Consider the following 12,678-nt stretch of genomic DNA (forward strand, 5'->3'; position numbering starts at 1 on the left):
TGGGGCGAGGGGGCGCCCGGCGGCGGATCAGAGGTCGAGCGCGATCCGCTTCCCACAGGCGCGGGAGACGCAGATCATCATCGTCTCCTGCGCGGCATGCTCCGCGGGGGAGAGGACCGAGTCGCGATGGTCGGCCTCGCCATCGAGGATCACCGTCTCACACGTCCCGCATGTGCCCTTCCGGCACGAGCTCAGTGTGCGGATGCCCGCTCTGCTGAGCGCATCGATGATCGAGCAGCCGGCCGGGACGTCGACCTCGGACCCGTCGCCGAGCTCGACGACGAAGGGCTGGTCCGATGCCGCGGCGGTGGTTGTTCCGGGGGAAACTGCCGCGAGGTTCTCGTGGTCAGAGCCCGCGGCAGAGCTCAGTGTGTCAGCCGCGGCGGTGGTCCGCTCGGATGCCGCCGAGGTGGTCCCTCCCTGCGAATTCAGGGCGGGCGAATCGGGGGCGGGCGAACCGGCCGGGGTCACCGCGCTGTCGAAGTCTTCGCTGATCACGGTGATCCTCGGGTTGTCGGCGAGCCCGACGTCGATGGCATGCATGAGAGGAACGGGCCCGCACGTGTAGACGGTGACCGCCGTTTCCGGCTTGGACGTACTCGCCGAGGTGGTGGCGCCGGAGGCGGAAGTCGAGGCCATCTCCGCCTTCGCCGTGGCGTCGGCACTGGCGTTCGCGGCCCACTGGAGAACGGTTCCGACGACGTCGGGCCTCCCCGATTCCTCCGTGATGTGAATGGTGACGTTCTCGGTTCCGTAGGTGCGGGCGAGGTCGTCGGCGAAGGCCATCGACTCGTGTCGGCGGCCGACGTAGAGCAGGTGCCAGTCGACTCCCGCCTCGGCGGCCGCTGCGACCATGGCCGTGATCGGGGTGATCCCGATTCCGCCGGCGACGAAGAAGGCGGGCCCGTCCCCGCGGTAGCCGAACGTGTCACGAGGTCCGCGGACCAGCACGGAGGCACACGAAGGAAGGTACTCGTGCAGCCAGGCGGAACCACCCCGGCCGTCCTGTTCGCGGAGGATCGCGATCTGCAGCGAACCCACATCCGAACGAACTCCTGAGCCCGCATCCGGCCGTACGCGCGCACCCACATCTGACCGTGCGCCCGCGCCCACATCCGCCCTTGCGCCTGCACCCACTTGGCTGACGAGCGAGTAATGGCGGATCGCTGGTCCCTCGGGCAAAGGGATCGCCACCTCGAGGTGGGATCCGGGGGTGAAGGGGGCTGTCACCTCGGCGGGGGAGAGCTCAACCAGGAGGACGTCGGGAGTCACCAGCTGTGTCCGCGTGATCGGAACTGGGCGGAATCCCTGGCGGATGAGCATATCGAGGCTCACGCCGTCGAAGGCACCGATCGAAGCGCTGCCGAGCATGGTGGCCGTCATCGGTCCTCCTCTGCCATGTCCCTGTCATACGCAGGGGTCGTGATTCTCAGTTGCTTCGGCTCCGAGGACAACATCTCGAGACCTTCACACCTCCAAGCCTGGGTCTGACAGGACCGCTCGGGCCACAGCAGTTCTCAGCCTGTGAGAACCGGAGGTTTCAGTCACGTGGCCGGACGGCGATCCTCACATAGTCAGTCATCAGCTGCAGGGCTGTGGAACGGGTGATGAGGGGGTCTCGCGCCGCGATCCGATAGCCGAGATAGTCCTCCATGGACATGATCGTCATGGCGATGTCGTGTGCGTCCTGCTGCAGGGCGAAGGCGCCCACGTTCGCCCCCTCGTCGAGAACGGACTCATAGAGACCGACCTGACGGTGGTAGATGGCTCCGACGTCGCTGCGGTTCCTCAGGTCGAAACCGGCGTCGAGGATCGCCATCCAGATCACGCGCCATTCTGCGTCGTCCGGTCCGGCCGGAAGCCCTGCCTCCATCAGCTTCTGGAGCTTCTCGGGGTAGCCGGGGATGGATTCGATGAGTTCGAGCCGATCCTCATAGAAGCGCGCATTCGACCGGGCGGCCAGTTCGGCGATGAGGCTCTCCGCATCGGGGTAGTAGTACCTGATGGCGTTCGCCGTCATACCGAGACGGCTCGCGATCTGGGGGATCGTCAGCTGGGCGAGATCGGCCTCGCCGACCAGTGAGATCGCGGCCTGAAGGATGTCCTCACGGCGTCGGGCCTGTGTATTCGGTCGCGCCACCGCTGCTCCCTTACTCGATTGATCTGCTGCCTGACCAGAGTACAGATACACAGGAGGAGGCACAGGAATGTCTGAGAAATATCGGCAGGAGTCTTGTGCTCCGGCTCACACGGGTCCATTATTTTCACGTGAGGAAAAAAACTGAAGGGGAACTGTGAGAGCTCGAGATCTCGGAATCGAAATCGGTCGGCATTCGACCGGACCACTCAATGCCATCACCGATGTGCCCGGTGTCAACGTCGGTTATGCGACCGTGGGAGGCGTCACCGCCGAGGGGGAGCGCAGCACCGTGAACACCGGCGTGACCGTGATCCTCCCGCATGACGACGTCTGGACCGAGCCGGTGTTCGCCGGAGCCCATCGGCTCAATGGGAGCGGCGAGATGACCGGCCTCGAATGGGTTCGGGAAGCCGGCGAACTCACGTCGCCGATCGCGCTGACCAACACCCACAGCCTCGGGCTCGTCAGGGACGCCCTGGTCAAGGAGCAGGTGAATCGGAGGGGTCCGGGCCCCTACTGGTGCCTGCCCGTTGTCGCGGAGACCTATGACGGAGTGCTCAACGACATCAACGGTCACCATGTCACGGAGCGCCACGTGGCCGAGGCGCTGCGCACCGCCTCGGCGGACCTGCCTGCGGAAGGCAATGTCGGCGGCGGCACGGGAATGATCTGTCACCAATTCAAGGGTGGGTCGGGCACGTCCTCGCGCGTCATCGACACAGCCGAGGGGCGGTACACCGTCGGCGTCTTCGTCCAGGCCAACCATGGCAGGCGAGAGCGGTTGAGCATCAACGGAGTGCCGGTCGGTCGGAGGATCAGCGCCGAGGTGATTCCCACCCCAGAGGTTCCGCGCGGGTTCGAACCCGGTTCCGGGTCGATCGTGGTCGTCGTTGCCACCGATGCGCCGTTTCTGCCTCATCAGTGTTCCAGGCTCGCCCAGCGCGCAGCCCTCGGCGTCGGACGAATGGGAGGTGCTGGGGAACAGTACAGCGGAGACCTCATGCTCGCGTTCTCCACGGGCAATCGAGGGATCCCGCCCTATCTCTGGGACGAGCGGACTGACGTCGAACCCGCGACCATCGGGCTGTCGATGATCGCCCCGCAACTCATGACGAGCTTCTTCGACCTGGTCATCGACGCCACCGAAGAGGCCATCCTCAACTGCCTGGTCTCTGCGACGACGCTCACCGGGCCGACGGGAACCACTGCCCACGCAATCGATCACGAACTGCTGATGACCGCGATGAACGCCTGAGCTCGGCCGGCGAGCGGCGGACGATGCCTCCGCTGCTCCCAGCGCCGCAGGTGATCCCAGCACCGATCCGCACCGAAGCACGACCGCACCACGATCAACATTCCCAGCGTCAAGGAGGCCGCCATGGAAGACATCGACGACAGCACACGACCACCGGCACGGCTCACCGGCCGATTGGGGACAATGGGGATTGTCTTCATGGTCGTCGCCGCAGCTGCCCCGCTGACGGTGATCGGCGGGAACATGCCCTTGGGAATCGGTCTCGGCAATGGGGCAGGCGCTCCTGTCGGATTCCTCATCGCGGCACTCATCCTGCTGCTCTTCTCCGTCGGGTTCGTCGCCATGACTCCGCACGTCCGGCAGGCCGGGGCCTTCTTCTCCTATGTCACCCTGGGTCTCGGGAAGCGGGCGGGCATGGGCATCGCGATCGTCGCCCTCGTCGCCTATACGGCGATTCAAGTGGGAATCTACGGGTACATCGGATGGGCGATCGATGACACCGTCAGCTTCTACAACGGTCCAAGCGTGCCCTAGCCCGTCTATTCCTTCATCGCCCTGCTCATCGTCGCATTCCTCGGCTACCGGCACATCGATCTCAGTGCGAAGGTGCTGGGCGTCGCATTGGTCGCAGAGATCGGAATCGTCGTGATCCTCGATCTCGCGATCCTCGTCCATCCCGGACCTGCAGGGATCACATTCGAGTCGTTCGCACCGAGCACGTTCCTCGAGGGAGCCATCGGAGTCGCCGTGCTCTTCGCCCTGACCGGATTCATCGGTTTCGAATCGACAGCGGTCTTCCGCGACGAGGCACGATCTCCCGAACGCACCATCCCTCGTGCCACCTATGCCGCAGTCCTCATCATCGGCGGTTTCTACGCCTTCACCTGTTGGGCGTTCGTGGTCGCGATCGGGCCGGACTTCGTCGCCGAGGCGGCCCAGCGGACCCTCGACGGCGAGGCGAATATGCTCCTCGACACGACGAACGACCAGCTCGGCCGGATCGGCAGGGATCTCGTCAATGTTCTCCTGCTCACGAGCCTGTTCGCCTGCGTCCTCTCCTTCCACAACGTGATCGCCCGCTATCAGTTCGTGCTGGCGGGAATGAGGGTCCTGCCCGCGGCCCTCGCGCGAGTGCATCCGAAGCACCATTCTCCGTCGGTCTCCTCGGTGGTCCAGACCGTGACGGCGGCCGTCATCGTCGGCGTCTTCGCCGTCTTCGACGTCGATCCTCTGGTCGGGGTGTTCGGGTCGATGGCTGGAGTGGCGACCGTGGGAATGACCATCCTCATGCTGCTGACCTCCGTGGCCGTCATCGTCTTCTTTTCCCGGAATGCACACTTGAGGGACGGGCGGCGGTGGCGGACGATCATCGTGCCGGTCATCGCCTCTCTCGGACTGCTCGCCGCGATGATCATCGTCCTGTCCAACTTCACGCTGGTGACGGGCAACAGCGTGGAACTGAGCACGATGCTCGCCATCGTCCCCTTCGTCGCACTCGTCATCGGCTGGTTCATCGGAGGACGCCAGCGCGCCGAGGTGCCGGCCTCGGGGTAGCTGGTCCACCGGGTCGACCGCAGCGCTGGTGAATGCGGCAGTGGGGCACACCCATTACTGGCTGCGCCCCACTCCTTGTCTCCGCTCAAGCCGGTCCCGGGACCGAGGCGCGCCCCGGCGGCTCGGACCGGCCCCGGCCGCTCGGGCCTCGCCGATCAGGCCTGCGACAGCTCGGGCTGCTTCTGCCCAGTTGACGACTGTGGCGCGGCCGAGGCCCCTGCCTCAGCTGTGGACCCGAGCTCGGCCCCGACCGCTGACTCCGACTCCGGCGAAGTCGAATCCTGTGACGTCGCCTCCGGCGAAGCCGCGCCGTGGGCGTCGGGTTCGAGGCTGAGCTCGTCGAACGGGCTGGCCCCGGTGAGTGCCGCCTGCGCCTGCGCCATGTCGATCTCCTTGGTCCAGCGACCGATGAGGATGGTGGCGACCGCGTTGCCGGTGAAGTTGGTCAGCGCGCGGCACTCCGACATGAACTTGTCGATGCCGACGATGACTCCCATGCCATCGAGGAGTTCGGGGCGATGGGCCTGCAGGCCCGCCGCCAGCGTTGCGAGGCCGGCGCCAGTGACGCCCGCCGCGCCCTTCGACGCGATGATCATGAAGACGAGCAGCGAGATCTGCTGCCCAAGGTCCATCGGCGTTTCCATCGCACTGGAGACGAACAGCGACGCCATCGTCAGGTAGATCGCCGTGCCATCGAGGTTGAACGAGTATCCGGTCGGCACGGTGATGCCCACGACCGCCTTCGACACACCGGCATGCTCCATCTTCGCGATGAGGCGGGGCAGCGCCGATTCCGACGAGGAGGTGGAGAAGATGAGAAGGTACTCGCGGGCCAGGTACTTCATCAGACGGAAGATGTTGAGCCCCGTGACCACCTTGAGGAGGCCGCCGAGCACGATGACGATGAACAGCGCACACGTGAGGTAGAAGGCGCCCATGAGCACGGCCATCGAGGCGATGGCGGCCCAGCCGGTCGCGCCGACGACGGCCGCGATCGCTCCGAACGCACCGATCGGCGCGGCCCACATGATCATCATCATGAGCTTGAATACGACTGCCTGGATGTGGCGGATGCCGTTGAGCACGGGTTCTCCCGCCTTGCCCATGGACTGCAGGGCGAAGCCGACGAGCAGGGCGAGGACCAGAGTCGGGAGCACCGGGAGGTCCCCGGGGATGAGGCTGAGGAGGAAGTCGACGGTGTGGTTGGAATCGCCCGATCCCTCCTCGTACGGCTTGAGCTGCAGGCCCGTGCCCGGGTGGATGATGTTGCCGACCACCAGCCCGACGACCAGGGCGAACGTCGCCATGACGAGGAAGTAGAGCATGGCCAGTCCGCCGACTTTGCCCACGGTCGCGGCCCGGGCCACCGAACCGACGCCGAGGACGATGGTGCAGAAGATGACTGGGGCGATGATCATCTTGATGAGTGCGATGAAGGCCGTGCCGAGGGGTTTGAGGGCCGTCCCGGCATCGGGGAAGACCAGTCCGATCGCCGCGCCGAGCACGACGGCGATGATGACCATGATGTAGAGCCAGTGCGTGCGGTCCTTCTTCCGCGCGGGCGCGCCGGCTGCCGGTCCGGTGCCTGCTGCGCTGGCCTCGGGAACGCGTCCCTCCGGTGCCCCGGGCGCGGTGTGACGTGGCGACATTGCCATCTCTCCTCCTTGAGTGGTGTGTTCGCCGAGGTGATCGCGGCGAAGTGCTCACTCAGACTCCCAAACACGTATGCTCTGCGTCACGGTTGCGTTCATAGTGTTCATGGCGGAAATCTGTGGCGGACCTGGTGCGGGCGAGATTAGTCTTGAGCCGGAAGTCATCACTCAGCGAAGAAGCCATCACTCAACGAAGGAGAAGGACATGAAGCTCAACACTGCGGTTCTGCGCGCCGTCCCCGGTGCTTTCATCCTCAATTCCGGCATCGGCAAGCTCGGCATGGATGAGGAGACCGCCAAGGGCCTGCAGGAAACTGCTGCCAGCGGTGTTCCCTTCGTCAAGAAGATGACTCCGGCCCAGTTCGGGAAGTTCCTCTCCTACGGTGAGATCGCCGTCGGCGCGGCGCTGCTGTGCCCTTTCGTTCCGACGCGGATGGCCGGAGCCGCCCTGACGACCTTCGCCTCGGGGCTCGTCGCCAACTACTTCGCCATTGACAGCATGACCGAGGATGACGGAATCCGTCCCTCGCAGGAGGGCATTCCCCTGGCCAAGGACACGTGGCTGGTGGCGATCGGAACCTCGCTGATGCTCTCCGGCGGGTCCAAGGACTGATTCCCGCGGCCCCTCGGAACCAGCGTCGCAGCGGGCCGCTGGCGCGCCGGCTGTTCGTCATGCAGCTGGTGCTCATCGTCATCGTCTGCGCAGCACTGAGCCTCACCAGCTACGTCTCGAGGATGAACGCGGCACGGGAAGCCACCTCGGCGCGGGTGCTCAGCATCGCCGAGACACTGGCGCACGATCCCTTCGTCATCGCCTCCGTCGACGGCGCTGACCCCTCCGCCGCGCTCCAGCCGTTCGCCCGCACCGTCGTCTCGACGGCCGACGTCGACTTCGTGACGATCATGGACCGCGACCGCACCCGCTACACGCATCCGCGCGCCGAGGAGATCGGCCGGGAGTACATCGGCACCGTCTCGCCCGCGCTGAGCGGCGAGAGCCACGTCGAGGAGTATGTCGGAACGCTCGGCGCCTCGGTGCGCGCGATCGTGCCGATCCTCGACGACAGCGGGAGGGTGACCGCGATGGTCGCCGTGGGCGTCACCCTCGAGACCCTGTCGGTGGCTCAGGCCGCGTCACTGCCGCAGATCATCATTGTCGCGCTCGCCGCCATCGCACTCGGCGGACTCGGCTCATGGATGGTCAGCCGCTATCTGCGACGAGTCACGCTCGGCTACGGCCCGGAACAGCTGAAGAGCCTCTTCGCCTTCTACGACTCGGCTCTGCATTCGCTGCGGGAGGGGCTCATCCTCGTCGACGACGATGGCTGGCTGGTGCTCTACAACGACGAGGCCGCGGCGCTGCTGGGACTGCCCGCATCCGATGATCGGGAACCGGTGTCGCTCGAGGACGTCGACCTCCCGGCATCGATGCGCTCCCTGTTGGCCTCGGGCCGGGTCGCGGTCGACGAAATCCATCTCACCCGCGACCGGGTTCTCGTCGTCAACCAGAAGCAGGCCGGGCAGCCGGACGCCGGCCCGCCGGGACGCGGCCGGGAACAGCTTCGGGGTGACGGAGTCCCCGGCGGGGGCACTGTTGCCACTCTGCGTGATCGCACCGACTTCCAGGAGCTCAGCGGGGAGCTGGCGACGATGACGACACTGGCCGAGGCCCTGCGAGCCCAGACCCACGAGCACGCCAACCGCCTCCACACGGTGTCGACGCTCATCGAGCTCGGCAGGGACCGGGAGGCTCTCGAGTTCGCGGTGCGCGACCAGCAGGAGTCGCAGCGGCTGACCGATTCGTTCGTGGAATCCCTCGACGAACCGTTCATCACGGCGCTGCTGATCGGGAAGGCCGCGCAGGCCCACGAACGCGGGATCGAATTGAGCGTCTCGGCCACGGGCGAGCTGCCTCCCGGCACCCTCGACGCACGCGATCTCGTCACCATCACCGGAAACCTCCTCGACAACGCCTTCGACGCCGCCGCGAACTCCGAGGAGCGTCAGGTCTGGGCGGACTTCGTCGCGGCCGACGGGGAGCTCATCATCTCGATCGCCGACTCCGGACCCGGCATCGACCCCGCCGACGTCGACGCGATCTTCCACCTCGGCGCCTCCGACAAGAGCGCCCCACCGAAGCCGGGCGGGCGCGGTTTCGGGCTGATGCTGGTCCGCCAGGTCGTGACGAGGCTCGGCGGACACGTGGAGGTCGACTCCGACGCGGGAGCCATCTTCACCGTCACCTTGCCGCTGGCGGGGGGTCACCTCGGCGAGGGTGTTCCGCATGATGACGGCACGGACCGCTTCGGCGGGGGTGTTCCGAATGATGACGGCACGGACCGTTTCGGCGGGGGTGCCGGCAATGACACCGGAACCGTGGATGCCGAAGGAGGCGACGATGGACAGTGACCACGAACTGCGGGTGCTCATCGTCGAGGACGATCCGCTCACCGCCGAGGCGCACGCCGACTTCGTCCGCAGGGTGCCCGGTTTCAGCGTCGCCGGAATCGGGCTGAGCGGCGCCGAGGCGCTGGCGACGTTCGACGCCCTCGCCGCCGCGGGCACCCCCGCCGACATCGTCCTGCTCGACATGAACCTCACGGATTCGCACGGGCTCGAGGTGGCCGGTCGGATGAACAGCCGCGGCCTCGGTGCGGACATCATCGCGATCACCGCGGTTCGGCACCTGCAGGTGATCAAATCGGCGATCTCGGTGGGGGTCACGCAGTACCTCATCAAACCCTTCACCTTCGCAGCATTCCGGGAGAAGCTCGAGAACCAACGGGCGTTCCGCCTCAATCTCACCGATGGCGGGCCTCTCGTCACCCAGGCGTCGGTCGACAATGCGCTGCGGGCACTGCGTTCGGCGACTCCGGGCCGGTTGCCGAAGGGCCTGATCGAGGAGACGCTGACCGCAGTGTCGAGCGAAGTCCGGGCAGCGGACACGCCGGTGTCGGCGACGGAGGTCGGCAGGCGCCTCGACCTCTCCCGGGTGACGGTGCGCCGGTACCTCGAGCACCTCGTCGACACCGGGCAGGTTCTCAAGCAGCCTCGGCACGGCACCCCGGGGCGGCCGGAGTACGAGTACCGCTGGGTGTGATTTCGCCGTGGGTCGGCCGGCCCCGCGACGTCGGCGCTGCTGGGTGTAGATTCCGCCGGGCCGGCTCAGTGCAGCGAGGCCGGTGCCGTCAGTTCCGCCGCCGGGTGTGATTCCCAGCGCCTGAGAACGAGTGTTGAAGCCCCCGTCGAGGTGGCGAAAAGTGAGGGCAGCCGAGGTCCGCCAGAGAGGTCTCTCAACGTGGAGGGTTCCCGAGGGGCTCGGCCGACAGATGTCCTCGAGAGAAGGAAACAACGATGTCTCCGTATTGGCTCATCGGCGCCCTCGCCGCCTACTTTCTCATCCTGCTCGGGGTCGCTCTCTACAAGCGGCGCACCGACACCGAGTCCGACTACTTCCTCGGCGGCAACGTCATGCCCGCCTGGATGCTGGCGATGGCGTTCGTCGCCACCTGGTATGGCGGGAACTCCGCGCTGATCTCCGTCGACGAGGCCAACTCGCAGGGAATGGGCTCGTGGTGGGTGCTCGGCGGACCGACCGTCATCGCCGTCGTCGCGCTGTTCGCCCTCGGGCCCGTGATCCGCCGCGCCGGCGCGCTGTCGCAGGACGGCATCATGACCGCCCGCTACAACAAGACCGCCGGCACCGTGCTCTCGATCGTCACCGCGGTCTACCTCATGGTCTGGGGTGCGAGCCAGATGGTCGCGCTGGGCCTGTTCTTCATGGTCTTCTTCAACATCAGCTTCGCCTTCGGAGTGGCGATCGGCATCGTCTTCTCCCTCCTCTACGCGATGATCGGCGGGTTCCGGGCCGTGGTGCTCACCGAGACCGCGCAGTTCGCATTCTTCATGGTTGGTCTCATCGTCTGCCTGGTCGGCGCGATCATCGTCTCCGGTGGACCCGACGCGATCATCCAGACGATCGAGACCAAACGCGACGCCGCGTTCCTCAACCTGTGGGAGGGCTTCGGCCCCAATCTCGGCTACGTCATCGCCTTCGGCCTGGCCTTCACGATCGACCCCGCCGCCTGGCAGCGCCTGCAGGCGACGAAGTCCCCGCGCGAGGCCCGCAAGGTCAGCGCGCACGCGATGATCTACTTCATTCCGCTGTACTTCCTCGTCGTGTTCACCGGCATCGCCTCGATCGCGGCCTTCAACGAACCGCCCGAGGAAGGAATCGTCGCGACCCTGGCTACCAGCCACTTCCTGCCGATCTTCGGCGTCATCGTGTTCATCGGAATCGCCGCGGCGATCATGTCGACGATCTGCACGACCCTCAACCTCTCCTCCCTCTACCTCACCGAGCTGACGACCAAGGCCATCCGCGGCGGGGTGAGCGAGAAGCAGAAAGTGTGGATCGCACGGGCCGCGACCCTCGTGGCCGCGGTCATCGGCTTCATCGTCTCCGTCCAGCTGCCGAGCGCGCTCAAACTCCTGGCCCTCGCCTCGGAGATGCTCGCCGCCGGCGTGTTCTTCCCGCTGGTCCTCGGCTTCTTCTGGCGCCGCGCAAACTCCGCCGGTGCGATCGCCTCGATCATCGGCGGAGGCGGCTTCATCGTCTACGGCTTCCTCGTCGAGCTCGGGGTCGGCCTCCCGCACTTCTGGGCCGAGGGTGCGGTGACCCGCGTGCTCATCGGACTTGGCATCAGTCTCGCCCTCTACATCGGAGTCTCGCTGGCGACCACACCCGAGTATGCGAAGGCCGATGCGTTCCTCGCCGGGGGCCGCCGAGGCGCCGACGAAAACAGTGACGCGGACCCTCGCAGAGGTGCGGACCCTCACCGAGGTGCGGGGGAGGAAACCGCCGTCGTGCAGTGAGGTGAGAGGCTCGCCGAGGAGGCTCCTGCTTCTCAGGCCGGGCCTCATCACTTTTGGAACTATGCATCTGTTCCGGAACAGATGCATAGTTCCAAAAGTGATGAAAGATCAGACGGTCCTGCCGGCTCGGGCGTCGGCGATGTCCATCTGGGCGACCGCACAGGCGAGACCGCGGTGATTGCGGGTCGTGAAGACCATGACGAACGAGACGATCACGAGGATGGAGAGCAGCAACCCGGCGATCGGCAGGTCGAGGGAGAACAGGACCGTGTAACCGCCGATGCCGACGATGAACCGCAGGAGGCGAGAGGCCGGGCGGGGGAGACTGTGGCCCGCCGGAGTGATGAAGACGATGCGCTCGCCGAGCGTGACTCCGGTCGTCAGCACGGACACCAGCTGCGCGACGAATGGCAGGGCGAATGCGCTGACCCTCACCCAGAAGCCGGGCTCATCGACCGGGGACTGCCCGGCCAGCATCTCGACGGCGGAGAAGATGATGAGCACCGCCCACGAGCTCAGCCACACGATGAGCACGTCACAGGCGACGCCGATCAGCCGGCGGGTGGCGGTGATCGGACGGGGAGTCTCCGGATCACGGCTGTCTGCGGATGACGGGAGAGTCTCGTCCGCCAGTGGGAGGACGAGCAGGGCGATGAGTGATCCGGCCACTGCGCCGAGCGTGTTGAGCATGAGATCGTCGACGTCGAACACCCGATAGGCGCATGAGTAGAGCCCCCAGACGCCGGTGAACTGGGTCAGCTCGATGAGCAGTGATACGAGCGCACCGCTGATCGTCGCCACGACCAGGCCTCGACCGGCGAGCTGTCTGAGGAACCACCCCAGCGGCATGAACAGGACGACGTTGAGGGTCGCCTGCAGGACCGCGGGATTCGACACGAGTGCACTGAGGCTGCTCGTGTCGTAGTCGAAGATGTCGGCGACGAATTGGAACGGTCGCAGCTGCATGGGAGCGCAGGTCACATCCGTTGGGTCAGGCAGCGGCAGCAGCGTATAGGTCCACAACGACATCGCATAGATGAGCGCGGCGAACCAGGACGCTGTGCGCCAGAGGGTCATTTGACCGCGTCGCCGGTAGCTGATGGCGACGAATGGTACGAATGCGAGAACCGCCAGACCGCATCCGACGAAGACTGCCACCACTGCCGGGATCGCGAAGTTACCCATGCGTACATCGTATTAGG

General features: G+C 66.1%; 11 protein-coding genes. 7 read left to right on the plus strand and 4 right to left on the minus strand.

The window, feature by feature from the left end; translation table 11 throughout:
* Positions 1-27: 27 nt before the first annotated feature.
* Both RIT73_RS06315 and RIT73_RS06320 read right to left on the minus strand, forming a co-directional pair.
* Entirely contained in the window at positions 28-1,383 is a 1,356-nt protein-coding gene (locus RIT73_RS06315) for an iron-sulfur cluster-binding domain-containing protein (protein WP_309131217.1), read from the minus strand.
* A 157-nt stretch (positions 1,384-1,540) separates the two neighbouring features.
* Positions 1,541-2,140, minus strand: coding sequence for a TetR family transcriptional regulator (locus RIT73_RS06320; protein ID WP_309131218.1), 600 nt, complete (start codon positions 2,138-2,140; stop codon positions 1,541-1,543).
* 154 nt (positions 2,141-2,294) lie between these two features.
* Here RIT73_RS06320 and RIT73_RS06325 point away from each other — a divergent pair, with 154 nt between their 5' ends.
* From RIT73_RS06325 to RIT73_RS06335, 3 genes are all read left to right on the plus strand, one after another.
* A complete protein-coding gene (locus RIT73_RS06325) occupies positions 2,295-3,395 on the plus strand; it encodes a P1 family peptidase (RefSeq protein ID WP_309131219.1) in 1,101 nt (366 codons plus the stop codon).
* 123 nt (positions 3,396-3,518) lie between these two features.
* Positions 3,519-3,929: a hypothetical protein gene (locus tag RIT73_RS06330; RefSeq protein WP_309131220.1), complete on the plus strand. Its 411-nt coding sequence runs from the start codon at positions 3,519-3,521 to the stop codon at positions 3,927-3,929.
* A gap of 27 nt (positions 3,930-3,956) precedes the next feature.
* Positions 3,957-4,949, plus strand: a complete 993-nt coding sequence (locus RIT73_RS06335) for an APC family permease (RefSeq protein ID WP_309131314.1) — start codon at positions 3,957-3,959, stop codon at positions 4,947-4,949.
* A gap of 155 nt (positions 4,950-5,104) precedes the next feature.
* Here the strand turns inward: RIT73_RS06335 and RIT73_RS06340 are convergent, their stop codons facing one another.
* On the minus strand, positions 5,105-6,472 hold the full coding sequence (locus RIT73_RS06340; RefSeq protein WP_309131315.1) for a cation:dicarboxylate symporter family transporter: 1,368 nt from the start codon (positions 6,470-6,472) through the stop codon (positions 5,105-5,107).
* A 334-nt stretch (positions 6,473-6,806) separates the two neighbouring features.
* On the opposite strand from RIT73_RS06340, the gene RIT73_RS06345 reads away from it, so the two are divergent.
* The 4 genes from RIT73_RS06345 (at position 6,807) to RIT73_RS06360 (ending at position 11,476) form a co-directional block, all read left to right on the plus strand.
* Entirely contained in the window at positions 6,807-7,214 is a 408-nt protein-coding gene (locus tag RIT73_RS06345) for a hypothetical protein (RefSeq protein ID WP_309131221.1), read from the plus strand.
* A gap of 59 nt (positions 7,215-7,273) precedes the next feature.
* Positions 7,274-9,010, plus strand: coding sequence for a sensor histidine kinase (locus RIT73_RS06350; protein WP_309131316.1), 1,737 nt, complete (start codon positions 7,274-7,276; stop codon positions 9,008-9,010).
* Positions 9,000-9,701 (plus strand): response regulator, encoded by a 702-nt coding sequence (locus RIT73_RS06355; protein ID WP_309131222.1) that lies wholly within the window; start codon positions 9,000-9,002, stop codon positions 9,699-9,701. The genes RIT73_RS06350 and RIT73_RS06355 overlap by 11 nt, the downstream gene beginning before the upstream one ends.
* 254 nt (positions 9,702-9,955) lie before the next feature.
* Positions 9,956-11,476, plus strand: coding sequence for a sodium:solute symporter family protein (locus RIT73_RS06360; protein ID WP_309131223.1), 1,521 nt, complete (start codon positions 9,956-9,958; stop codon positions 11,474-11,476).
* Between the two features lie 108 nt (positions 11,477-11,584).
* Here RIT73_RS06360 and RIT73_RS06365 read toward each other — a convergent pair whose 3' ends face one another.
* Positions 11,585-12,661 carry a VanZ family protein gene (locus RIT73_RS06365; protein ID WP_309131224.1) on the minus strand — a complete coding sequence of 359 codons (1,077 nt, stop codon included), beginning with the start codon at positions 12,659-12,661 and terminating at the stop codon, positions 11,585-11,587.
* Between the last annotated feature and the right edge of the window lie 17 nt (positions 12,662-12,678).

This window comes from Brevibacterium sp. (assembly GCF_031179145.1).
In the GTDB taxonomy this organism is placed as follows: Bacteria; Actinomycetota; Actinomycetes; order Actinomycetales; family Brevibacteriaceae; genus Brevibacterium.

What these genes read in the sequence shown, in the direction of transcription:
- RIT73_RS06315 (WP_309131217.1), bottom strand. Translation starts at nt 1,383, where the DNA reads ATGACGGCCACCATGCTCGGCAGCGCTTCGATCGGTGCCTTCGACGGC.
- RIT73_RS06330 (WP_309131220.1), top strand. Translation starts at nt 3,519, where the DNA reads ATGGAAGACATCGACGACAGCACACGACCACCGGCACGGCTCACCGGC.
- RIT73_RS06340 (WP_309131315.1), bottom strand. Translation starts at nt 6,472, where the DNA reads ATGGTCATCATCGCCGTCGTGCTCGGCGCGGCGATCGGACTGGTCTTC.
- RIT73_RS06345 (WP_309131221.1), top strand. Translation starts at nt 6,807, where the DNA reads ATGAAGCTCAACACTGCGGTTCTGCGCGCCGTCCCCGGTGCTTTCATC.
- RIT73_RS06350 (WP_309131316.1), top strand. Translation starts at nt 7,274, where the DNA reads ATGCAGCTGGTGCTCATCGTCATCGTCTGCGCAGCACTGAGCCTCACC.
- RIT73_RS06355 (WP_309131222.1), top strand. Translation starts at nt 9,000, where the DNA reads ATGGACAGTGACCACGAACTGCGGGTGCTCATCGTCGAGGACGATCCG.
- RIT73_RS06360 (WP_309131223.1), top strand. Translation starts at nt 9,956, where the DNA reads ATGTCTCCGTATTGGCTCATCGGCGCCCTCGCCGCCTACTTTCTCATC.
- RIT73_RS06365 (WP_309131224.1), bottom strand. Translation starts at nt 12,661, where the DNA reads ATGGGTAACTTCGCGATCCCGGCAGTGGTGGCAGTCTTCGTCGGATGC.